The following is a 23,441-nucleotide window of genomic DNA, read 5'->3' on the forward strand; positions in this document are numbered from 1 at the left end:
TAAAAAACTGCGTATATTATGGCATAATTTCAGACCAAAATCATTTTTCAATTTTACTTATCTATCAATTTTAAGTTATGTCGCACAATCACGATTCTGAAAAAAAATATGATGTTGCCACACACGCACTATTACCAATGGTATTAATGCTGTTTGTGCAAATGTTACTTAATCACTATTTTGCACCACAAAACGCAATTTTTATCTCACCGTATTTGCTGGCTTTCTTTATTGCAAACCTCATTGCATTTTTTGTGTTATGGAAAGGCGAAATTTGCCCAGGACAAACGGGTAGATTGTTATTCGTACTAAAATTCTTCATCGTATTTGCGCTTGGCAATTTCGTTTATTCAATTGGCCTTACACCTAAACACAATCCTATGGCACTTGCCGGAGTGGCGTCATTGATGAGCGGTATTTTTTATTGGTTATTTAGCGCACATGAAAAACCAATGAACACCTTAATTTACTGTGCTTTCGGTATTCTTGCGGTGGGAATGATCCAGTATTTGGCGATTTATTGGGTTGAACTTCCATCTTTATTTAACGGTGTCCGCGCCAATAATTTTGCTCAGCTGTTACTCGGTATTTTACTTGCAGGTTGGTATTTAATGTTGGCCAAAAGCCGTCTTGATGTTTTCTTTAAATTATTAGTACAGTTGGCGCTAATTGTGTTGGTGCTAAATTATTTATGGAGTGCATTCGTACTGTATCAACAATTGCAAATTATGCCGGATATGGCGTTATTGCCTTATGTGTTTTATTTTATCGTACAATTTGTGATTTTCGCTTTACTCGCTTGGTTATTACTCGGCAAAGGTGAAAAACAAATTAAAAACCCGCTAGGCTGGACATTAGCCACTTTATTGGCAATGCTCTATCCATTCACTAATATGATCTAATGCTAAAACGTAGCCTACTCGTTATCGGTACTTTTGTTGCACTGCTGATTGTCGGCGGTGCGACACTGCTTTCGGGTAAGCAACTTGCCACGGTAACAAATTGGTTTCTACCGGACGGCTGGCAAATTCAAACGCCCGCCAGTGGTATTCAAGCTAATTTGGAAAATGCAAATTTAGCGAAATTTTCTCTCACCTATCAAAATTGTCCTTTAATTACGGTCGATAATCTTGCTGTACATTGGCATAGCCAGCAGCGGGTCTCAATCGATAAAGCAACTCTAGATTATCAATGTTTAACTCAATTACCAACCTCGGATGATTCATCATCAACCTTCTCTCTTACGCCAATTCTAGCGTTGTTACCCGAGGGCGAAGCGGAAATTAAAGCGTTACATTGGCTGAATTTACCTAATGATTTGCATCCTCGTTTAGCGCAATTGCTAACCACGCCGAGTTACAGCAAATTTGCATTTTTTCAGCAAAAATTGACCGCTTTAATCCGCCAAGAAGCGGTCGAATTAAGCGCAGAATTTGCCAATCAAACCCTTTCCGGCAATTTAAGCTATCAACCAAGCAAACAGGAAAAACACAATTTACTGTTTTCCACCCACGTGAGTCCAAAAAATTTGTTCGCCATTCCATCACAATTTGAAGGCGATTATCACTGGATTTTACCGAAAGAAATCATAGCAAATGAAGTGATTAGGGAAGGCAGCTCTCTACTCAGTTGGCAAACCGATGAACAAAATCAGTTAGTCGGCGATTGGGCTTTCGCTTCCGACACCGCCCCGAAAAACCGCTTAAATTTCCCATTCCGTTTTGATTCACAAACTCTTGAAATCAAACAGGGTAAATTCTATTGGGATTGGCTGGAAGATTTTCCGCTGCAAGGCTTTATTAATGCAAAACTCACGCCGAACAGTTTTGCAAATGGCGATTATTATCCGATTAAAACCTACTTACGTTTTAACTTGCTATCGCAAAGTAAAAATGCCGGTAAAGGAAATATTGTATTGGAAAACCGTGACGGTGAATTACAAGCTGATGGTTTAAATATGCCGTTTCAAATTACCGGTAATATGAAATATGACGATTTCATTCTGTACAGTTCTTTACCAGTAGCATTTAGCGGTAAATTTGATCATCTGAGTTTTAAATTTCAGCCAAAATCGCTATTACGTTTGGTCGGAAAACAACGATTACTGGCAATTCATGAACTACGTTTCCCGCTTGCTGGTATTCAGATTAATAAGCATGGTGTAAATGGTCGCTTACATTCGGTATTCAAAGGTGAAAGCCCCGATTTTAAAAATATCAATCTGCATTTAGACGGTTTTGCTAAAAACTTCAAAATGGGGCAATTAGACTTTTTTGAAGACGTTTCGGATAAAAATGCGGTACAAGATTTATGGCAATGGCGAGTGTGGGGTGATACCAATATCCACACCATAGCCAGCAAACTCAATATTAGTGGGCAAGGAAATTGGCACAAAAATTTAGTACAACTCAACAAATTAAGTGGTGAATTAGGCAAAATTCACCAGCAAGGTGTGTATATTCCTAAAACCGAATTACGTTTACTAGAGCCAATTAAATTTGCTTATCAAAAATGGCAACTTCACGGTGGTATCCAAATCAAATCGCCGGAAATGCGCTTTGATTACGGCGGAAAAATTCCATCACCTTCCGCTAAATTACAAGTAAGCGGTGAAATTGAAAACTTAAACCTAAAAGGTGAGCTACAAGCAGAACAAATTCAACCGCTTCAATTATTCGCTCGCCGTAAACTGACCAAAACCACTAGCGAACTGATTGGGCGATTATATTGGAAAGAACAATCGGCAAAAGTGTTCCAACCGTTAATTCCGTTTCGTCAACACTGGCTAATCACCAGCGGTACTGTTCGAGGCGAAACCGCTTTCAGCGCCAGTGCGGAAAAAGGTATTATTGCCGGTGGGCATTTCGCCATTCGTAACGCTGCGCTTTCCATGCCGAACGGAGAAGCGAAAGCGATTGAATTTAACCTGCCCTACCGCTTACAGGATAACGAGTTTGACTTTGGTTTAAAATGGCCTATCGACTTAAAAATCGGGCAACTGAATATTGGTTTGCCGATTGAGAATATTCATGTAAAAGTGTTTGGACATTATCCTTATAGCCGTCAAAAGCCATTAATGCTTAAACAACTTTCAATGAATTTATTAGATGGTGCGTTGAGTGTTGAGCAATTTGCTTTGCCACAGACTCAAATTGCTTATTTAAAGCTGGCGAATATCAATTTCGAACGTATCCTCGAATTGGTGCAATATCAGCAAATTGAATTAAAAGGCAAAGCAAATGCGACCTTACCGTTTTGGTTGGAAGGTAAACCTTGCTATGTATGCGATGGCTTACTGACCCAAGCGGTGCAATCGAATTTAAAAATTCAGCCGGAATTAATGCAGGCAATCTCTCAAACCAGCGGCTATTCCGAGCGACTATTACTCTATTTACTCAATGATACGAAAATTACCGATTTACGTAGCTTGATTAATGTTGGGCCGAATGGTGAAATGGCGTTAGATGCCAAATTAAAAATGCAGCTTAATCAGCAAGAAAAAACTAAAATTAACTTTAATTATCATCATAAAGAGAATATCTTTAGTCTTTGGCATATGATCAATTCAGGTTCTTATGTCGAACAGAATATTGAAAATTCTATTTACCAGCAGTTAGATAAAAGAAAATGAGAAAAAGCCTACTTTTTGCAATTTTTTGCCTAAATTTGACCGCTTGTACGCCGAAAGTACAGCTTGAAACGCCGGCAGAAGGGATTACGATTAATATGAATGTGGTGGTTGATCACCGCATTGATGTGAAATTTGATGAAAAATCTCGTGCCGTATTGCAAACCTCAGATAACAAAGTGGCTAAATCGGAAGCCGTGGTAGCAACACCGACAAAATAGAGCCATAAAAAAATGCACGGGATATTCCGTGCATTTGGAATTAGAACGTCACCATTTGATGATGTTTAAATTGTTGGTAAATTTCCGCTAATTTTTCACCGCTTGGCAGCACTAAATCTGAGTTAAGATCATACATCGGCACAATTACAAACTCTCGATTTTTCATTTCAATATGCGGTACGGTTAAACGTTCGTTTTGAATCTGTTCATCGCCGTATAAGATAATATCCAAATCCAGCGTACGCTCGCCCCAGCGCCGAATTCGCACTCGTCCTTGATCGTTTTCAATACTTTGTAATTTATCCAACAATTCAAGCGCTGTTAAATCGGTATCGAATTTTGCCACTGCATTCACATAATCCGGCTGATCTTGTGGCCCAACCGGCTTACTGCCGTAGAACGGACTAATTTCAAAATTAATTGCAAATGTTTTTAAAGATTCAACCGCTTGTTTAACTTGTGCTAGCGGATTATCTAAATTCGACCCTAAAGCGATATAGACTGTTTTCATAATGATTTCCGTTTCTAGTTATTCTAACTAAAAGAAAAGGCACAAGCTCTCGCTTGCACCATCTTTCTATTTACTCTGCCGAGACTTTCTTCACTGGCTTTTTCTTTCTAAATGTTTTACGACGACGTTTTTTCTTTTCTTCGCCGGCAAAATTCGGCAAATTTCTGACCGCTTTCAACATTTCCGCACGTTGTGCGTCATTGCTAAATTGGTATTCGTGCCACCACGCTGAAAGCTCGACCAAGTCACCGCCTTCAATCTCAGCTCGCATCACTAATAGATCAAAACCGGCACGGAATTTTACGTATTCCAGCGTCTGCTGCGGACGTTTACCCGAACGTTTGGTCATTTGGAATTGTAACGCCCAAATATCACGAATCACAGAGGTATGACGACGATGTAATGCAATCGCTTTACAACTTTCATCCAATACATCATTCGCTGCTAACATCATTGCATCGTGGCTGTTTAAACCACCTTCATTTTTCAACACTTCCATTTTCTCACGTAATGGATACCAAAGTAATGCTGCGAATAAAAATGCCGGATTAACCCGTAAATTATCACGAATACGTTCATCCGTTGAGTTTAGTGCTTTACTTAGCATACGCTCTGCATTCGAATCATTGTGTTCGGTGAAAAACGGCACTAGCACCGGAAATAACTGCTCGAATAAGCCATATTGCCGCATCAATTGATAAGTTTTAAAACCTTGTCCCGATTGCAACAATTTTAATGATTCATCAAACAAACGTGCCGCCGGAATATTTTTCAATAAATGGGCAAGTTCACGAATAGGGGCATCGCTCGGTTTATCCAAGAACATATCCAATTTCGCCATAAAGCGAACTGCACGCAACATACGTACTGGATCTTCTTGATAGCGTATCACCGGATCACCGATTAAGCGTAACTTACCGGCTTTTAGATCTGCAATGCCATCAAAGAAATCAAAAATCAGGTTATGTTTCGGATCGTAATAGAGCGAATTAACGGTGAAATCACGACGCTGTGCATCTTCACGTAGCGTGCCGTACACATTGTCACGTAACAGCATACCTTCTTCGCTAACTTTTGAGATTTTATCGCTGCTATGATTGCTGTGATCTGCTCGGAAAGTCGCCACTTCATAAATATCACGTCCAAACACAATATGGGCTAAACGGAAACGGCGCCCGATTAAACGGCATTGATGCCCAAAGATTTTTTGAATTTCTTCCGGTTTTGCATTAGTTGCAACGTCAAAATCTTTTGGTTTATGTCCTAACAATAAATCTCGAATACAACCACCGACCACGTAGGCCTCAAAACCAGCACGCTGTAATTTTTCAACGATTACTAACGCATTTTTCGGAAAGTCTTTCGGAGTAATATCATAATGGCCGGCATTTACTGTAAATTTTTTATGTAACAGATGAGAAGGCATATTTGTATTATTTGCCTTCTTGGCTTTTTTAGACGAGTGCGTTTTGTTTTCAATCGCTTTCGAAGCAGAGCGTTTAGTACGTGATTCTGCTGCTTTAGCGTTCTTGCCTTGCTTACGTCCTTCCGATTCAAACTCTACAAGCGGCTGCTTTTTAACGTTTTTTCGACGAGTAAACAACGATTTGATATAGTTAAAAATAATACACCTCTGAAATTAACAATCGTAATAGATAATTAAATCATAATAAAAAATAATGGACAATATGAGATTGTCCATTATCAATTTCAATTACCCATTTCTAATTAAGCTTATAAGCCCATTTGCTTTTCACGGATTTCTGCAAGCGTTTTACAGTCAATACACATATCGGCTGTCGGACGAGCTTCTAAACGACGTAGACCAATCTCTACACCACAAGTTTCACAATAGCCGTATTCATCTTCAGCAATGCTGTTTAGCGTCTGCTCAATTTTTTTAAGCAATTTACGCTCACGGTCACGGTTTCGTAATTCAAGGCTGAATTCTTCTTCCTGTGTTGCTCGGTCTGCTGGATCGGCAAAATTTGCCACTTCCTCTTGCATTTGGCTTTTGGTGCGCTCAGCTTCTTCCATGATTTGAACGTGCCACGCACGAAGAATTTTACGGAAATGCTCTTTTTGCGCATCGCTCATGTATTCTTCGTCTTTTTTAGGTTGGTAAGGTGTAACGCCTGCTAGAGCTAATAAACCTAATGAAGTGGTACCTGCCACTTGAGCCATAATTTCACTCCTTTTGGATAGTGTTGCCCCTGTTTAGAATTATTTGATATAAAAAATTTTAGGGGATAGTTCAAAAGGGCGTATAAATAACAAATGTAATCCCTTTTGGCAATCAGATTTTGCAAAAAAATTTTGTAATTTTTACCGCTTAGCAGACAATAAAAACGGCTAAAGATTCCATTAGCCGCTAAAATAAACGAATGATTTCTGCTACCAACTTTGTTGCCAACTCGCAAGCCATTTTCTTACTGTCTCAGAAGATGGCTGTATAAAAGCAAGCTGTTTATATTCAGGTAACGCTTTAAACGCCGGAACTGCATCTGTGCCAACCACCGGTTTCATCACATTATGATAAGAAATCACATTTTGCGCTTGAGCTTGATGTAAAAATTGCAAAAATTGTTTGGCTAATGCTTTTTGCTTACTCACTTTGGTAATTGCTGCAACTTCCGTTTGGACCAAATGGCCTTCTTCAAATTGCGCAGCGACATACTTGTCGGTTTTTTCATGCCATTGATGATAAAGTGGTGAAGTTGCATAACTTAGTACCAAATCAGATTCGCCTTTCAAAAAAGCACCATAAGTTTCAGACCAACCTTTACCAACAGTTACCGTATGCTTAGCTAACGTTTTCCAAGCGTCTTCAGCCTTATCACCATACACACTATTTACCCAAAATAGCAAACCACGCCCCACTGTACTGGTGCGAGGATCTTGATAAATCACTTTTAAATCTTGGCGTTCAACTAATTCTTTTAATGATCTCGGCGGCTGCGCTAATTTCTCTTTGTTATAGATAAAAGCATATTCGCTGTAATCATACGGAAAGAACACTTCATTTTGCCAAGGAAAATCCTCGACCGTTAATTCGTGTTCGATAAAAAAGCCCGATTTTTGCGCTTCTTCCATCGTAAAATTATCAATGCCTAGCATCACGTCCGCTTTTGTTTTTTTACCTTCTAAACGGATACGATTAAACATTGTAATACCGTCTTCAAAGGGTAAAAATCTCACGTCACATTGACATTGTTTTTCAAATAATTCTTCAAGTTTTGGCGCAGGCCCCCACTTTGAAGTGAAAGAATCATAAGTATAAACCGTCAATACAGGTGTTTGCGCCATAGCATGTGCTGCAAAACACCAAGCAGATAATGCCAAAAGTTTTTTCATTGTCATCTATTCCTTCTAAAAATAAACTAGAAGGATTTGAGTAGAACCAGCTGCCTTCCATACTCTGATTAAATGCTTTTATAAGCCTAATTTGGTAAGTATAGCAAATGTCTCAAATCCCTACACTGATACTAATCAGATCAGGTTCTATGGGTAATTTCTCAGCTTTGTAAAGCACCCCAATGAGAACGAAGCAAATTGTAAGGCATGCGTAAATATAATGCAAATCCAAAAAGCAAACGTTTGCTTTTTGATTTTTTAAAAGATATACTACAGTCCTAGTGCCAAGAAAGGAACTAGATAGATTCATATGCAAAACCTTACAACATACTTAAACACTCATTTAGCCAAACATCATTTCATTATGGTGCTTGACTCTTTTTTTGGCATTTCAACTCATTTATAGATCTCTTTTTAGAGATCTTTTTTTTACCTAAAATTCAGCAAAATAAGTAGAGAGGAAAAGATTAACATGAGCCAATTAATTCGTACGCTCAAAAGCCATATTCGTGACGAAATTATTAAAAAAGGCGGTTGGGTGAATGCTCACGCCCATGCAGACCGAGCATTTACAATGACGCCGGAAAAAATTGCCATTTACCAAAATGCCAATCTACAACAAAAATGGGATTTAGTTGATGAAGTAAAACGCAATTCAACGGTTGATGATTACTACCGCCGTTTTTCACAAGCGATTGAATTAATGATTTCACAGGGGGTTACCGCATTCGGGACTTTTGTGGATATTGATGGCGTATGTGAAGATCGTGCAATTATCGCCGCTCACAAAGCTCGTGAAGTGTATAAAAGCGATATTACCTTAAAATTTGCCAACCAAACCTTAAAAGGCGTAATTGAACCAACTGCAAAAAAATGGTTTGATATCGGTTCTGAAATGGTAGATATGATTGGTGGCTTGCCATACCGTGACGAATTAGATTTCGGCAAAGGCTTGGAAGCAATGGATATTTTGCTGGATAAAGCCAAATCACTCGGCAAGATGTTGCATGTACACGTGGACCAATTTAATACCCCGAAAGAAAAAGAAACCGAACAATTATGCGATAAAGCAATCGAACACGGTATGCAAGGTCGAGTGGTGGCAATCCACGGTATTTCAATCGGCGCACATCCGAAAGAATATCGTAAAATGCTCTACCAAAAAATGCGTGACTCGCAAATGATGGTGATCGCTTGCCCAATGGCGTGGATTGATAGCGGTCGTAAAGAAGATTTACAGCCATTCCATAATGCACTAACACCGGCGGATGAATTGATTCCGGAAGGCATTACCGTTGCAATCGGTACAGATAATATTTGCGACTATATGGTGCCGTTATGTGAAGGTGATATGTGGCAAGAACTTAGCCTACTCTCTGCCGGCTGTCGCTTTACCAATTTAGAAGAAATGGCGAATATTGCCTCAATCAACGGTAGAAAAGTGTTAGGTTTACTCTAATTTCTAATTAATCGCTGATTTTTAATCTTCTTTAATCTGAACAAGCGGTCAAATTTGCAAAAAAATCTGTAAATTCGACCGTTTGTTTCTTTTCCTCTCTCCAATTCTCGGCAATTTTCCGCTATAATTTCAAAGATTTTGTCTCCGCAATTTATCACAGCGGAAAACCTATTTTTAAATCTTAAGGATATTTTTATGATGCGTTCTCATTATTGTGGTGCTTTAAACCGTTCGCACGTTGGTCAAACCGTAACATTAAGCGGTTGGGTTCACCGTGTGCGTAACCTCGGTCGTTTTATTTTTATGCAAATTCGTGACCGTGAAGGTATCGTGCAAGTTTTCTTTGACGAGAAGGACGAAGCGATTTTCAAAATTGCTTCAAGCCTACGTTCAGAAGCGTGTGTACAAATTCAAGGTGAAGTGATTGCACGTGACGAATCGCAAATCAACAAAGATATGGCGACCGGCGAAATCGAAGTGTTAGTGAAAAATGTGATTGTGTATAACAATTCGGAAGTTTTACCGCTTGATTTCAACCAAAGCAACACTGAAGAACAACGTTTAAAATATCGTTATCTTGATTTACGCCGTCCGGAAATGGCGGAAAAACTCAAAACACGTGCAAAAATCACCAGTTTTGTACGTCGTTATATGGACGACAACGGCTTCCTTGATATCGAAACGCCAATGCTGACCAAAGCAACACCGGAAGGTGCGCGTGACTACTTAGTGCCAAGCCGTGTACATAACGGTAAATTCTACGCTCTACCGCAATCACCGCAGCTTTTCAAACAGTTGCTAATGATGTCGGGCTTTGACCGTTACTATCAAATCGTAAAATGCTTCCGTGACGAAGATTTACGTGCCGATCGCCAGCCGGAATTTACCCAAATCGATGTGGAAACCTCATTTTTAACCGCTGAAGAAGTGCGTGAATTAATGGAAAATATGATTCACGGCTTATGGTTGGATCGCTTAAACGTAGATTTAGGCAAATTCCCAATGATGACGTGGCAGGAAGTGATGCAACGTTTCGGTTCGGACAAACCGGATTTACGTAACCCGTTAGAATTAGTCGATGTGGCAGATATCTTAAAAGACGTTGAGTTTAAAGTATTTAACGAGCCGGCAAATTCAGCAGACGGTCGTGTAACCGTACTTCGTGTACCGAACGGTGCAACACTCACTCGTAAACAAATTGACGAATATACTCAATTTGTCGGTATTTACGGTGCAAAAGGCTTAGCATGGGCGAAAATCAATGACGTGAATGCCAGTATGGAAGGCATTCAAAGCCCAGTAGCGAAATTCTTAAACGAAGACATTTTCAAAGCATTAATCGAGCGTACTAACGCAACTAGCGGCGATATCCTATTCTTCGGTGCGGATAAATGGCAAGTGGTTACCGACTCAATGGGCGCTTTACGTCTGAAAGTTGGCCGTGATTTAGCATTAACCGATCTTTCAGCGTGGAAACCGCTTTGGGTGATTGACTTCCCAATGTTTGAAAAAGACGATGAAGGCAATCTTTCTGCAATGCACCACCCGTTCACTTCTCCGAAAGATTTAACGCCGGAAGAATTAGCAGCAAATCCGGTGAATGCGGTTGCGAATGCTTATGATATGGTTATTAACGGCTACGAAGTGGGTGGCGGTTCGGTACGTATTTACGATCCGAAAATGCAACAAACTGTATTCAGCATTTTAGGTATCAACGAAGAAGAGCAACAAGAAAAATTCAGTTTCTTATTAGACGCATTAAAATTCGGTACACCACCGCATGCTGGTCTTGCGTTCGGTTTAGACCGTTTAACCATGCTTATCACCGGTACGGAAAATATTCGTGATGTCATCGCATTCCCGAAAACCACTGCAGCAGCATGCTTGATGACCGAAGCACCAAGTTTTGCAAATCCGCAAGCGTTGGAAGAGTTGGGGATTGCGGTCGTGAAAAAAGAGAAAGCGGAATAAGACAAGCGGTCAAAAATCACTTATTTTTTTGCTGATGAAATACAAAAATCCTAACTCCATTTTAGTTGTGATTTATGCACAAAATTCGGGTAAAGTCTTAATTCTGCAACGCCAAGACGATCCCGAATTTTGGCAGTCGGTAACCGGTTCGCTTGAGCCGAACGAACAACCGTTTGAAACGGCGATTCGTGAGGTGAAAGAAGAAATTGGCATTGATATTTTAGCGGAAAAACTTTCGCTTATAGATTGCAACGAGTCGGTAGAATTTGAGATTTTTCCGCATTTTCGGTATAAATATGCGCCTGATGTGACACATTGCTCGGAACATTGGTTTTTACTAGCCTTAACGCAAGAACGACAACCGATATTAAGTGAACATTTAGCGTTTAAATGGGTGAGCGTCGAAGAAGCCATCCAACTAACAAAATCACCGAATAATGCGGCGGCGATTGCAAAATATTTAACTCCCCTCTTTAGAAAAGAGGGGAGCTTTTTCAAAACATAAATTTAAAAGAAGGAAACAACAGAATGGCAGGTCATAGTAAGTGGGCTAACATTAAACACCGTAAAGCGGCACAAGATGCGCAACGCGGTAAAATCTTTACTAAATTAATTCGTGAATTGGTAACAGCTGCAAAATTAGGTGGCGGTGATGTTTCTGCAAACCCTCGTTTACGTTCTGCAGTAGATAAAGCATTATCAAACAATATGACTCGTGACACGATCAACCGTGCAATCGAGCGTGGTGTAGGCGGTGGCGATGACACCAATATGGAAACTAAAATCTATGAAGGTTACGGTCCAGGCGGTACAGCGGTGATGGTTGAATGTTTAAGTGATAACGCTAACCGTACCATTTCACAAGTTCGTCCAAGCTTCACTAAATGTGGCGGTAACTTAGGTACAGAAGGTTCTGTTGGTTACTTATTCAGCAAAAAAGGTTTAATTTTAATTGCTTCGGGTGATGAAGACGCTTTAACTGAAGCAGCTATCGAAGCCGGTGCAGACGATATTCAACCGCAAGAAGACGGTTCATTCGAAATCTATACTGCTTGGGAAGATTTAGGTGATGTACGTGATGGCATCGAAAAAGCCGGTTTCAAAATTGAAAATGCAGAAGTTACGATGATTCCATCAACCACCGTTGAACTAGATGCAGAAACTGCACCGAAATTACTTGATTTGATTAACCGTCTCGAAGATTGTGATGATGTACAAAACGTATATCACAACGGTGAAATCAGTGACGAAGTTGCTGCATTACTATAAATCATAATACATAAACCAACCATTTAGGTTGGCTTCTTTTTTACTTAAATGGAACTAACTTCAATAAGTTGGCATCTAATGGATGCGTTTAAGACGTGTATTTATCCCTAACATAAGGAATATAAAATGAAATCAATAAAATTTATTTCAGCGTTATCTTTAGCGACTCTTTTAGCAGCTTGCTCAACAGCAAGCGATGTGGCTTCAACTGTAAGCGAAGGCGTATCAAACGCTGCTTCAGCAACAACAAATGCGGTAAAAGAAGGTGCAACAGCCGTATCTAACGGCGTTTCAAACACAGTAAATACGGTAAAAAATAAATTAACTGCGTCTTCTAAAACCGTAGTTTATCAATGCCAAAACAGCAAAACTGTAGTAGCAACCTATGATTTTGAGGGCGAAAAAGCTACCGGCTTAACTTTAACTGTAAATGATGTGGCAGTAAAAGAGTTAATGCGTGATGAGAAAAATAAAGACTTCGAATCATTTGCCTCAAAAACGCACGTATGGAACTTAGATGAAACCTTCTCACTTTCAACCTTTAATAAAACCGAAGCGGGAATGTTATTCAAAAAAGGTAAAAATGCAGATGAAATCCTTGCAAAAAACTGCGAAGTTAATCAAACTGCAACCGCAAAATTAAATAAATAACAGATTGATTCGTTTAGATAAGCGGGCGGATTTGTAAAATTTTTTGCAAATCTGCCCGCTTGTTTTCATTCATTGGATAAACTATGCCGATTATTTTAGGAATTGACCCCGGTTCGCGGGTTACCGGTTATGGTGTGATTCATCAAACCGGACGCCATTTAGAATATTTAGGAAGCGGCGCAATTCGCACTTCCGTTGATGATTTACCGACTCGCTTAAAACGTATCTATGCCGGCGTGACAGAAATCATCACCCAATTCCAGCCAGATATGTTTGCGATTGAACAAGTGTTTATGGCAAAAAATGCCGATTCGGCACTCAAACTCGGGCAAGCTCGTGGTACAGCGATTGTCGCAGCGGTAAATCACGATTTACCTGTGTTTGAATATGCCGCCCGTTTAGTCAAACAAACCGTCACCGGCATTGGCTCGGCGGATAAAATCCAAGTACAAGATATGGTCACCCGCATGCTTCAACTTTCGTCCAAACCGCAAGCCGATGCTGCCGATGCCCTTGCGATTGCAATTACGCACGCTCACTCGATTCAACATTCTTTAGTGGTCGCAAAACAAAGTAATCAGAAAGTGAGTAGTGACAAGGAACAAATTCTCGCTTTGATGAAAACCCACTATAGCCGTGGACGATTCCGCCTGAAAGGCTAATTTGCAAAATTTTCGCTATTTTTGACCGCTTGTTAAACCCAATAAAAACAAAAGCCTCTCTTTTCAATGAAAGAGAGGCTTTGTATTCATTGCATTAAGCTTTATATAAAGTTAAATCAATTTCTTGATCGGCAAAATGGCTTAACTCAGGTTGATGAGTAATAAAGATCACAGAAGCATTTGGAAGCTGTTGCTTAATGAGTTTAAACATTTGAGTCGCTGACTCCTCATCTAAACTGCTGGTAGCTTCATCTAAATAAATCACTGCCGGTTTATTCAGTAAGATACGTACAAAAGCGATACGTTGCTGTTCCCCACCTGAAAAAACATTATGCCAAGCATGAACTTCCGTTAGGCGATTCTGCCATGCACTTAGCCCTACCAGCTCTAAGACCGTATTAATTTCAATATCGCTATAACAATTTTTGTTCGGATAGCTTAATACGTCCGCCAAAGTACCTTCGTTTAAATAACTGCGTTGTGGCACAAGCAAACTTGGTTTATTCGGTTGCTTATACTCGCCCTCATAATAATCCCAAATACCGCTTAATACTCGTAATAAAGTCGATTTACCTAAACCACTTTTACCCTTTAATCGAATCCATTGGCTGTGATCAATTGCAAGGGATAAATCACTAAACAAGCGGTTATTTTCCGGTGTGTAAATAGCAAGCTTTTGCATATCTAATGCTTTATCACTGATAGCGATTTCCGCCTTAACTCGTTTTTCCAATTCATCCATTTCATGCTTTAACTGAGTTAAACGCTTAATCGCCGAACTCCATTCAGGTAAGCGTGAATAAGCGAAAATGAACCAGCTAAACGCATTAATTACGACACTAAAAGCACCACGGATTTGCATAATGCCACCAAAGGTAATCACTTTCATCACCAACAATGGAATAGAGAACACCACCGGTATTGACATCCTCCCCGCCCTAAAGGACGAGGATTCCTACTAGCTCCCTCGCTTTGCGTGGGCTACTCTTGGTGGGTTCTTGCTGCTGACCTCTATTGAAATTCACTTCACAAGCTCGACGGCTGTGTCCCAGCCTGATATGTTTATCAGCGGTTAATTACAATTTAAATACAAATAATAATAATTCTTAACTCGATTTACAGGTGGTGAATGGTACTTTTTCTACTCAATTTTATAGATTTTGGGTAGAATAAAGCATTTCTTGATTAACGATACCAATGTTATGACTCAACACCTTATTCATTTCCTCCCTCCTCAGCTTGCTAACCAAATCGCCGCCGGTGAAGTGGTGGAGCGTCCAGCCTCTGTTGTGAAAGAGTTGGTTGAAAATAGTCTAGATGCCGGCGCAAATCAGATTCAAATTGATATTGAGAAAGGCGGTGCGCAGCTTATTCGCATTCGAGATAACGGCTGTGGAATCAGTAAACAAGATTTAGCGTTGGCATTGGCTCGTCACGCGACCAGCAAAATTTCTAGCCTTGAAGATTTGGAGATGATTTTAAGCCTTGGCTTTCGTGGTGAGGCTCTGGCAAGTATCAGTTCCGTTTCTCGCTTAACACTCACTTCTCGTCCGGACGGGCAGGCGGAAGCGTGGCAAGCCTATGCGCAAGGGCGTGAAATGGCGGTGGAAATTCAACCGGCTTCACATCCGGTCGGCACAACAATTGAAGTCGCAAATTTATTTTTTAATACGCCGGCACGCCGTAAATTTTTGCGTACCGATAAAACCGAATTTGCGCATATTGATGAGGTAGTGCGCCGTATTGCGCTAGCAAAACCGAATATCGGTTTTACCTTAACGCATAACGGTAAAACAGTGCGCCAATACCGCAAGGTGCAAGATAATTCGGTAGAACAGCAGCAGCGCCGAGTAGCAGCAATTTGTGGTGATGAATTTATCCAAAATGCGATTCATATCGACTGGCAACATGGTGACTTACACTTACACGGTTGGATTGGTTTACCGAATATTTCCCGATTGCAAAATGATTTGTGTTATAGCTATGTAAACGGACGAATGATGCGAGATAAAACCATTAATCACGCCATTCGCCAAGCCTATGAAGCGACGGATATGCCGGCAGGCAATTATCCTGCGTTTGTGGTTTTTTTAGATATTGATCCAAGCCAAGTGGACGTCAATGTACATCCGGCAAAACACGAGGTACGTTTTCACCAAGGACGATTGGTGCATGACTTTATTTTGCAAGGGGTGCAAACCGCATTACAAGGGCAAGCTGAAATCGGTTTAACCAATCAAGTAAACGAGCCGTTGCCGAGTTATCAACGCGATACCAATCGTATCGCTGCCGGTAGTAATAGTTTTTTAACACCGCAACAAGCGGTCGAATTTTCCGGAAATTTTGCAAAACCGACCGCTTCTCGTGCGACAAGTTATTCGCCTCGCACTGCAACTACCTCCAAATCAGCGCAAAAATGGTATGGCGAATTAGTCAGCCAGCCGCAAACTCAATCGGATAACATACAAGATTTAATTGAATCGAAAGCTAATTTCGCACCGGTGATTTTTGCTCAAGAGATAGATGAGGCGGAACCTAAACTGGCACAAGCAGTATCGGCGGCAATAGGGCATTGGCAGCCGTTAGCTATCGTGCAAAATCAGGCGTTATTATTAAGAGCGGAACAACAATTTTATTTGCTTTCATTAGAAAAATTAGCACGTTTGCGTTTTATAGCACAACTAGAAAAAGGCGAAAGCCAAGCGTTATTGATTCCGCTGAATTTAAGTTTAGACGAGCAACAAACGCAACGCTGGCAAACGTTAAAAACGCCATTAGCGGAACTAGGCTTTGCAATCAGTGAGAAGACATGGCAAGGGCAAATTCGGCTTTCGGTTACTCAAGTGCCTAGATTGTTAAGAGAACAAAATTTGCAACAAATCTTGTTAAGTTTATTCGCTTCGCAAGCGGTCGATTTAACCGAATTTTTTGCAAAATTTGCGCCGATTCCGACCGCTTACAGTTTGGCGGAAGCGGTAAATTGGTTGGCGGAAACGGAACAAACGGCTAAAGCGGAGCTGGAAAAGTTAAAAGTAGCTGTCGATTTTTCCGCATTTTTAGCGAGATGTTAAAGTGTTTTTATGTAATAAAACCATAATTTAATTATGGTTAAGTAATTGATTTTGTTAAATTTTTGTGAACTATGTCATAAAATTGATAAATTGTTGTTGCACAAAAAAAGTACGTGGGCATACTAAAGGCAGTTCCAATGTTTAAATTTTAAACATTGTCCAAAAGCGTTTACCGTTGTTTTACTTCATAGGAGAAATCATGATGAAAATGCGTGCTGCTGTGGTTGCCCCACAATGTGATGGAACAGTTGAAATTGTTGAACGTGACATTCCGGAAATCAAAAATGGCGAAGCCCTTGTTGAAGTTGAATATTGCGGCGTATGTCATACCGATTTACACGTCGCTGCCGGCGATTACGGTAAAAAACCGGGTCGTATATTAGGCCACGAAGGGATCGGTATTGTTAAATCGATCGCACCGGATGTGACTAATTTAAAAGTCGGTGATCGTGTCAGTATTGCATGGATGTTCGAGAGCTGCGGCTCGTGCGAATATTGCACTACCGGACGTGAAACACTTTGCCGTAGCGTGAAAAATGCCGGCTATACGGTGGACGGCGGTATGGCGACGCACTGTGTCGTAACGGCAGATTATGCGGTAAAAGTACCGGAAGGCTTAGATCCGGCACAAGCAAGTAGTATCACTTGCGCCGGTGTAACCACTTATAAAGGGATTAAAGTCTCGGGCGTACGTGCGGGACAATGGATTGCGATTTACGGTGCCGGCGGTTTAGGTAACTTGGCGGTACAATATGCGAAGAAAGTATTCGGTGCACGTGTGATTGCAATCGATATTAATGACGATAAACTGGCGTTTGCCAAAGAAGTCGGTGCGGATTTAACCATTAATCCGCTGAAAGAAGACAGTGTACAAGTGATTCAAGAAAAAGTCGGCGGTGCGCATGCGGCGGTTATGACGGCGGTATCTAAAGTGGCGTTTAACGCTGCGGTGAACTGCGTTCGAGCAGGCGGTCGCGTGGTGGCTATCGGTCTGCCGCCGGAAACTATGGATCTCTCTATTCCGCGTATCGTATTGGACGGTATCGAAATTGTCGGCTCATTGGTCGGTACTCGTCAAGATCTTGCCGAGGCGTTCCAATTCGGTGCGGAAGGTTTAGTGGTACCGTTAGTGCAATTACGTCGCTTGGACGAAGCGAATGACATTTTCCAAGAAATGCGTGACGGTAAAATTCAAGGTCGAATGGTGATCGATATGAAAAAAGGCTGCGGTTGCGGTTGTAGTCACTAAGCCTTAATCGGCAAGCGGTCGTAAGTCGGAAGATTTACGACCGTTTTTGTTTTTATGTTTAATTATGCCGATTTGGGCTTTTGGCAAATTTCCGTTAAAATTCGATCGCTTGTAACTAAACAGAAAATAAAATGAATAAGAAACCTTTAGCGATTTTTTTAATGGGCCCAACGGCTTCGGGTAAAACCGATTTGGCGATTGCTTTGCGCCAAACGCTTCCGGTGGAAGTAATTAGCGTGGATTCCGCACTGATTTATAAGGGGATGGATATCGGTACGGCAAAACCGAGTAAAGCGGAATTGGAGCTTGCCCCTCACCGTTTGATTGATATTTTGGATCCGAGCGAAAGTTATTCGGCGATGAATTTCCGTGAAGACGCTTTGCGTGAAATGGCGGAAATTACGGCAAGCGGACGAATCCCGTTATTGGTCGGCGGCACAATGTTATATTATAAAGCCTTATTGGAGGGGCTTTCGCCGTTACCGTCTGCCGATCCGGCGATTCGTGCCGAAATAGAAGCGAAAGCGGAACAAATCGGTTGGAGCAGTTTGCATCGCGAATTATTGACGATTGACCCTATTGCCGGAAAGCGCATTAATCCGAATGACAGCCAACGGATTAATCGTGCTTTGGAAGTGTTCTATATTACCGGTAAAACAATGACGGAGCTGACCGCTCAACAGGGCGACAGCTTGCCTTATAACGTCCTTCAATTTGCGATTGCGCCGCAAGATAGACAGGTATTACATCATCGGATTGAACAGCGTTTTCATAAAATGATGGAACTTGGCTTTCAACAAGAAGTCGAAAAGTTACACGCAAGAGGGGATTTACATAAAGACTTACCTTCTATTCGTTGCGTGGGATATCGCCAAATGTGGGAGCACCTTGACGGTGATATTTCGCTTGATGAAGCAGTATATAAAGGTATTTGTGCAACCAGACAGCTTGCAAAGCGCCAAATTACTTGGTTGCGTGGCTGGGGAAGTGAAATTGAATGGCTAGATGGCTTAGATCCGACCAGTTCGAAGCGGAAAATGATTGAAAAGATCGAGCAAAGATGGCGTAATCTATGATAATATCTCTATTGCCTTTGGCAGAAATAAGACGATATTTAACACAAAAATAAAAAAGGAAAAGAAAATGGCAAAAGGTCAATCTCTACAAGATCCATATTTGAATGCACTTCGTCGTGAGCGTATTCCTGTTTCAATTTATTTAGTTAACGGCATTAAATTACAAGGCCAAATTGAATCTTTCGATCAATTCGTAATTTTATTAAGAAATACCGTGAGCCAAATGGTTTATAAACATGCGATTTCAACTGTAGTACCAGCTCGTTCAGTTTCTCACAACAACGGTGGTTCTTCATACGCTCAACAAGCGCAAGCAGTTGAGGCGCCATCAGACAAAGCGGAATAATTAAGCTATTACTACGCAAGCTTTTTTTACCGAACAGATGCCAAATACAGATGAAAATGCTGTATTTGGTTTTGCTTTATCTGAGAATGGGAGAAACTCTGAGAAAGATCTATCTCATACGAAAGATAAAGCAATTTTAGTCCACCTCTTTCTTTCTCAACATAAAGATATTGAGAATCTGATGGAATTCCAAACACTTGCCGAATCGGCAGGTGTCGAAATTCTTGCCACGTTAACCACCTCTCGTTCTGCACCGCATATCAAATATTTTGTAGGACAAGGTAAAGCCGATGAAATCGCTCAAGCGGTTAAAGAGCGCGGTGCAACCGTAGTTTTGGTCAACCACGAACTGAGTCCTTCGCAAACCCGTAATTTACAAGCGTTATGTGAATGTCGAGTGGTGGATAGAACCGGTCTGATTTTAGATATTTTTGCCCAACGTGCCAGATCGCACGAAGGTAAATTACAAGTCGAGCTGGCTCAACTTAAACATTTGGCAACACGTTTGGTACGCCGTTTGGGCAATCAAGATCAGCAAAAAGGTGGGGCAGTCGGTTTACGTGGGCCGGGCGAAACTCAGCTGGAAACCGATCGCCGTTTGATAAAAGTGCGAATTCAGCAACTCCAAAATCGTTTGGAGAAAGTGAATAAGCAACGCAGTCAAAATCGGAAAACACGTCAGAAAGCGGATATTCCGACCGTATCGTTGGTGGGTTATACCAATGCGGGGAAATCGACTCTATTTAATGCGATTACCAATGCCGGTATTTATGCGGCTGATCAGTTATTCACAACGCTTGATCCGACTTTACGTCGAATGCAGGTTCAAGATGTCAGCACCACAATTTTAGCAGATACGGTAGGTTTTATCCGATTCTTACCGCATGATTTGGTTTCCGCCTTTAAATCCACTTTACAAGAAACCACCGAAGCAAGTTTGTTGTTACACGTGATTGATGCAGCGGATGATCGCAAAAATGAAAATATTGATGCGGTTAATCAAGTTTTAGATGAAATCGGTGCGTTAGACATTCCAACGTTATTGGTTTATAACAAAGTTGATAAACTCGAAGGTGTGATTCCACATATTGAGCGGAATGATGACGGCAAACCGATTGCGGTTTATCTCTCCGCACAAGCCAATCAAGGTATTGATTTGTTGTATGAAGCGATTCGGGAATGTTTACGCAATGAGCTAGTGTGTGTGAAAGTATTATTACCGGCAACCGTAGGGCAAATTTATACGCAATTTCACCTACAACATTGTATTAAAAACGAAAGCTTTAATCAGTTTGGTGACAGATTGGTTGAAGTGGAAGTGGATTTAGTGCAATGGAATAAGTGGTTAAAACAATTTCCTGAATTAGCGGAGTATGTTGAATTCGCAAGTTGGGAAGAGAGCTAGAATACAAGCGGTAGCATTGCTACCGCTTTTTGCAATTTAAGGAAGTCGTATGCAGATTCAAGATTATCAAAATTGGGTCAGAGAATTTTATCAGATACAGGGCTGGTATCGTTACAATCCGTTTATTCGAGTGAACTTTTTAAGTGAAGAAGTCGGTGAAGTGGCACGTGCGGTACGAGCGATTGAAATTGGTCGAGATCGTCCGGATGAAACCGAGGCGTCTTATCAAGAGAAAAAGGCGTGTTTGATCGAAGAACTGGGCGATGTGCTGGATAATTTGTTTATTTTGGCGGATAAATACGATATTTCAATTGAAGAAGTGATTGAAAAGCACCAAGCAAAATTTATTAAACGTTATGTAAAAGACGAATAAAAAAGACCGCTTGTGAGCATTAACAATGCGGTCTGATTTCATTAAAATTTAGCGAGTACCGTAAACCACAATGGTTTTACCGTGCGCAGAAATTAAGCCTTCATCTTCTAACATTTTTAAGATTCTGCCGACCGTTTCACGTGAACAACCGACCATTTGACCAATTTCTTGGCGGGTGATTTTAATTTGCATTCCCTCAGGGTGGGTCATCGCATCCGGCATTTTCGCCAGATTCATTAAAGTTTGTGCAATACGACCAGTTACGTCTAAGAAAGCAAGATTACTTACTTGGCGTGAAGTTTGGCGTAAGCGGCGAGCCATTTGCGCAGAAAGATACATTAAAATATCCGGATTTAAATGCACAAGCTGTTTGAATTTTTTATACGAGATTTCTGCAATTTCGCAAGCACCTTTCGTTTTGACCCAAGCGGTACGTGGTTGAACAGATTCTTCAAATAAACTGATTTCACCAACAAACTCGCCTTGTCCAAGGTGAGAAAGAATCATTTCTTTACCTTCATCGTCTTTAATAAATACTGCAACCGAACCGCTCACAATATAGAATAAAGATTCAGCATCTTCACCGGCGTGAATTAGTGTGTATTTTGACGGGTAACGATGAATATGACAGTGAGTCAGAAACCACTCCACAGCAGGGTCATGGATTGATGGTGGTGCTGAGATTTCTCCGTCAATCTGAGGCGTAGAAATTGAAATATTTTGCATCTGCATAAAAACCTCTATAAATCATTTATAATTATTTGACATCCTAAATGCTAAAATTGTATCACGAGACACTCAATTAACCTAAAAAAGATTTTTTGTCTTTAATATCAAGGCTTTGATGCAGCTCCGACCAGACAATCACAACTTTATCCGCTTTTAATTGAGCTAATAAGCGCTCACGTTTTTCCTCTAAAGAAAGTTCTCTTTCGCCGTAATCGGTGCCTTCTCGTAAAATAAATGAATCCAATACATTATTTAATGTTGCGGGTTCAAGTTCTTGCCATGGAATAATCATAAAACTTACTCAAATAACGGCTTAATTAATGCCCATTGTTTTTCAAAGTGTTGATGTTGGTTATAACTGAAGTTAGAACGTACTAAACGTAAGAATTGACCTTCGCAAAAATTGACTAAATAGCCGGCGAGCGCTCGTTCATCCTCAAAGGTTTTACCTTCACGTAATTTACTCATCTGTAAAATGTTGGTGAACTGAAACTCTAAGCCGTCAAAAAATTTGGCGACACGTGCTTTTAATTGATCGTCTTCAAACATTAGCGCATGACCGGTTAGAATGCGAGTAACTCCCGGATTTTTGCGTGCAAATTCAATCACGGTGTAGAGGATCGCTTTTACTGCCAATGCAGTCGAATTCTCTTTGCGTTTACTTGCATTGATATAACTGGTTAGCGTTTGTTCGATACGTTCAATCAATGCCTCAAACATCTTTGTTTTGCTTGGAAAATAACGGTAAAGCGCACCTTCCGAAACACCAACTGCTTTGGCTAAACGTTCGGTGGTTACACGTTGCATACCGTCTTCGGAATTTAATAAGCCAATCAGCACTTCAAGTACTTGTTGCTGACGTTCTTTCACCGATTTTTTAGGCATCTTAACTGTTGGTTGTATCATAAATTTCTCTTTGCTTTGCTAATCTGCTTATTATCAAAAGAAGTCATAAGCGGTCATTTTTGCAAAATTGTTTACAAATTTGACCGCTTGTTTGGGTATCGAATTACTGTTTACCCGAATGACCGAAACCGCCTTCACCGCGTTCGGTTTGTTCAAAATCATTTACGATATTGAAGCTGGCTTGTACCACCGGCACGAAAACTAACTGAGCAATACGGTCACCGACTTCTACTGTGAAAGGTTTATCGCTGCGGTTCCATAATGACACCATTAACGGACCTTGATAGTCGCTATCAATTAAACCGACTAAATTGCCTAACACGATACCGTTTTTATGTCCTAAACCTGAACGAGGTAAAATCACCGCCGCTAAATTTGGATTAGCGATATAAATTGAAATACCGGTTGGGATCAGTACGGTTTGACCGGGTTCTACGGCTAAAGCATTTTCAGTTAATGCACGTAAATCTAAGCCTGCTGAACCTTCGGTTGCATAGGCTGGTAATGGAAATTCGTTGCCGATACGGCTATCTAAAATTTTTAAATCGATTTGTTTCATT

The 23,441-nt window shown here is 40.7% G+C and carries 24 protein-coding genes and 1 riboswitch; of the genes, 15 read left to right on the forward strand and 9 right to left on the reverse strand.

Annotated elements, in window-relative coordinates; all coding sequences use genetic code 11:
• Positions 1-77 precede the first annotated feature (77 nt).
• From HMPREF0027_RS08940 to HMPREF0027_RS08950, 3 genes are read left to right on the forward strand one after another with little or no spacing between them, the layout of a single operon-like run.
• The gene (locus tag HMPREF0027_RS08940; RefSeq protein WP_005624419.1) at positions 78-902 is read left to right on the forward strand and encodes a hypothetical protein; all 825 of its coding nucleotides are present in this window, start codon (positions 78-80) and stop codon (positions 900-902) included.
• Positions 902-3,631 (forward strand): YdbH family protein, encoded by a 2,730-nt coding sequence (locus HMPREF0027_RS08945; RefSeq protein WP_005624422.1) that lies wholly within the window; start codon positions 902-904, stop codon positions 3,629-3,631. The genes HMPREF0027_RS08940 and HMPREF0027_RS08945 overlap by 1 nt, the downstream gene beginning before the upstream one ends.
• The gene (locus tag HMPREF0027_RS08950) at positions 3,628-3,849 is read left to right on the forward strand and encodes a YnbE family lipoprotein (protein ID WP_005624424.1); all 222 of its coding nucleotides are present in this window, start codon (positions 3,628-3,630) and stop codon (positions 3,847-3,849) included. Before HMPREF0027_RS08945 ends, HMPREF0027_RS08950 begins: the two co-directional genes overlap by 4 nt.
• Before the next feature lie 40 nt (positions 3,850-3,889).
• Here the strand turns inward: HMPREF0027_RS08950 and folK are convergent, their stop codons facing one another.
• From folK to thiB, 4 genes are all read right to left on the reverse strand, one after another.
• Positions 3,890-4,360, reverse strand: a complete 471-nt coding sequence (folK, locus tag HMPREF0027_RS08955) for a 2-amino-4-hydroxy-6-hydroxymethyldihydropteridine diphosphokinase (RefSeq protein ID WP_005624426.1) — start codon at positions 4,358-4,360, stop codon at positions 3,890-3,892.
• 70 nt (positions 4,361-4,430) lie between these two features.
• A complete protein-coding gene (gene pcnB / locus HMPREF0027_RS08960) occupies positions 4,431-5,963 on the reverse strand; it encodes a polynucleotide adenylyltransferase PcnB (protein WP_005624428.1) in 1,533 nt (510 codons plus the stop codon).
• Between the two features lie 131 nt (positions 5,964-6,094).
• Positions 6,095-6,544 carry an RNA polymerase-binding protein DksA gene (dksA, locus tag HMPREF0027_RS08965; RefSeq protein ID WP_005624430.1) on the reverse strand — a complete coding sequence of 150 codons (450 nt, stop codon included), beginning with the start codon at positions 6,542-6,544 and terminating at the stop codon, positions 6,095-6,097.
• Positions 6,545-6,754: 210 nt separating this feature from the next.
• Positions 6,755-7,714, reverse strand: a complete 960-nt coding sequence (thiB, locus tag HMPREF0027_RS08970; protein WP_044024492.1) for a thiamine ABC transporter substrate binding subunit — start codon at positions 7,712-7,714, stop codon at positions 6,755-6,757.
• A 99-nt stretch (positions 7,715-7,813) separates the two neighbouring features.
• A riboswitch (TPP riboswitch) is annotated at positions 7,814-7,906 on the reverse strand.
• A gap of 280 nt (positions 7,907-8,186) precedes the next feature.
• On the opposite strand from thiB, the gene HMPREF0027_RS08975 reads away from it, so the two are divergent.
• From HMPREF0027_RS08975 to ruvC, 6 genes are all read left to right on the forward strand, one after another.
• A complete protein-coding gene (locus HMPREF0027_RS08975) occupies positions 8,187-9,173 on the forward strand; it encodes an amidohydrolase family protein (protein WP_005624433.1) in 987 nt (328 codons plus the stop codon).
• A gap of 195 nt (positions 9,174-9,368) precedes the next feature.
• On the forward strand, positions 9,369-11,144 hold the full coding sequence (gene aspS, locus HMPREF0027_RS08980; protein ID WP_005624435.1) for an aspartate--tRNA ligase: 1,776 nt from the start codon (positions 9,369-9,371) through the stop codon (positions 11,142-11,144).
• A gap of 34 nt (positions 11,145-11,178) precedes the next feature.
• Positions 11,179-11,649, forward strand: coding sequence for a dihydroneopterin triphosphate diphosphatase (nudB, locus tag HMPREF0027_RS08985; RefSeq protein ID WP_005624437.1), 471 nt, complete (start codon positions 11,179-11,181; stop codon positions 11,647-11,649).
• A 23-nt stretch (positions 11,650-11,672) separates the two neighbouring features.
• Positions 11,673-12,413: a YebC/PmpR family DNA-binding transcriptional regulator gene (locus HMPREF0027_RS08990; RefSeq protein WP_005624439.1), complete on the forward strand. Its 741-nt coding sequence runs from the start codon at positions 11,673-11,675 to the stop codon at positions 12,411-12,413.
• Positions 12,414-12,539: 126 nt separating this feature from the next.
• The gene (locus HMPREF0027_RS08995; RefSeq protein WP_005624441.1) at positions 12,540-13,064 is read left to right on the forward strand and encodes a hypothetical protein; all 525 of its coding nucleotides are present in this window, start codon (positions 12,540-12,542) and stop codon (positions 13,062-13,064) included.
• A gap of 83 nt (positions 13,065-13,147) precedes the next feature.
• Positions 13,148-13,726 carry a crossover junction endodeoxyribonuclease RuvC gene (gene ruvC / locus HMPREF0027_RS09000; protein WP_005624443.1) on the forward strand — a complete coding sequence of 193 codons (579 nt, stop codon included), beginning with the start codon at positions 13,148-13,150 and terminating at the stop codon, positions 13,724-13,726.
• Positions 13,727-13,820: 94 nt separating this feature from the next.
• On the opposite strand, the gene HMPREF0027_RS09005 is transcribed toward ruvC, so the two are convergent.
• Positions 13,821-14,654 (reverse strand): ATP-binding cassette domain-containing protein, encoded by an 834-nt coding sequence (locus tag HMPREF0027_RS09005; protein WP_044024493.1) that lies wholly within the window; start codon positions 14,652-14,654, stop codon positions 13,821-13,823.
• A gap of 274 nt (positions 14,655-14,928) precedes the next feature.
• On the opposite strand from HMPREF0027_RS09005, the gene mutL reads away from it, so the two are divergent.
• From mutL to HMPREF0027_RS09035, 6 genes are all read left to right on the forward strand, one after another.
• Positions 14,929-16,797, forward strand: coding sequence for a DNA mismatch repair endonuclease MutL (gene mutL / locus HMPREF0027_RS09010; RefSeq protein ID WP_044024494.1), 1,869 nt, complete (start codon positions 14,929-14,931; stop codon positions 16,795-16,797).
• A 199-nt stretch (positions 16,798-16,996) separates the two neighbouring features.
• Positions 16,997-18,046, forward strand: a complete 1,050-nt coding sequence (gene adhP, locus HMPREF0027_RS09015) for an alcohol dehydrogenase AdhP (RefSeq protein ID WP_005624449.1) — start codon at positions 16,997-16,999, stop codon at positions 18,044-18,046.
• Positions 18,047-18,177: 131 nt separating this feature from the next.
• Positions 18,178-19,122 carry a tRNA (adenosine(37)-N6)-dimethylallyltransferase MiaA gene (gene miaA, locus HMPREF0027_RS09020; protein WP_005624452.1) on the forward strand — a complete coding sequence of 315 codons (945 nt, stop codon included), beginning with the start codon at positions 18,178-18,180 and terminating at the stop codon, positions 19,120-19,122.
• 67 nt (positions 19,123-19,189) lie between these two features.
• Positions 19,190-19,468: an RNA chaperone Hfq gene (gene hfq / locus HMPREF0027_RS09025; RefSeq protein WP_044024495.1), complete on the forward strand. Its 279-nt coding sequence runs from the start codon at positions 19,190-19,192 to the stop codon at positions 19,466-19,468.
• 37 nt (positions 19,469-19,505) lie between these two features.
• Positions 19,506-20,873 carry a ribosome rescue GTPase HflX gene (hflX, locus tag HMPREF0027_RS09030; protein WP_005624459.1) on the forward strand — a complete coding sequence of 456 codons (1,368 nt, stop codon included), beginning with the start codon at positions 19,506-19,508 and terminating at the stop codon, positions 20,871-20,873.
• Between the two features lie 49 nt (positions 20,874-20,922).
• Entirely contained in the window at positions 20,923-21,246 is a 324-nt protein-coding gene (locus HMPREF0027_RS09035; protein WP_005624462.1) for a MazG nucleotide pyrophosphohydrolase domain-containing protein, read from the forward strand.
• A gap of 48 nt (positions 21,247-21,294) precedes the next feature.
• Here the strand turns inward: HMPREF0027_RS09035 and crp are convergent, their stop codons facing one another.
• The 4 genes from crp to dut form a co-directional block, all read right to left on the reverse strand.
• Entirely contained in the window at positions 21,295-21,972 is a 678-nt protein-coding gene (gene crp / locus HMPREF0027_RS09040; protein ID WP_181893802.1) for a cAMP-activated global transcriptional regulator CRP, read from the reverse strand.
• Positions 21,973-22,048: 76 nt separating this feature from the next.
• Positions 22,049-22,267 (reverse strand): YheU family protein, encoded by a 219-nt coding sequence (locus tag HMPREF0027_RS09045; RefSeq protein ID WP_005599748.1) that lies wholly within the window; start codon positions 22,265-22,267, stop codon positions 22,049-22,051.
• A gap of 5 nt (positions 22,268-22,272) precedes the next feature.
• The gene (gene slmA, locus HMPREF0027_RS09050) at positions 22,273-22,881 is read right to left on the reverse strand and encodes a nucleoid occlusion factor SlmA (RefSeq protein ID WP_005624468.1); all 609 of its coding nucleotides are present in this window, start codon (positions 22,879-22,881) and stop codon (positions 22,273-22,275) included.
• Positions 22,882-22,984: 103 nt separating this feature from the next.
• The gene (dut, locus tag HMPREF0027_RS09055) at positions 22,985-23,440 is read right to left on the reverse strand and encodes a dUTP diphosphatase (protein WP_005624469.1); all 456 of its coding nucleotides are present in this window, start codon (positions 23,438-23,440) and stop codon (positions 22,985-22,987) included.
• Position 23,441: the final 1 nt, after the last annotated feature.

Origin of the sequence: Actinobacillus ureae ATCC 25976, from assembly GCF_000188255.1 — a bacterium.
Taxonomy (GTDB): domain Bacteria; phylum Pseudomonadota; class Gammaproteobacteria; order Enterobacterales; family Pasteurellaceae; genus Actinobacillus; species Actinobacillus ureae.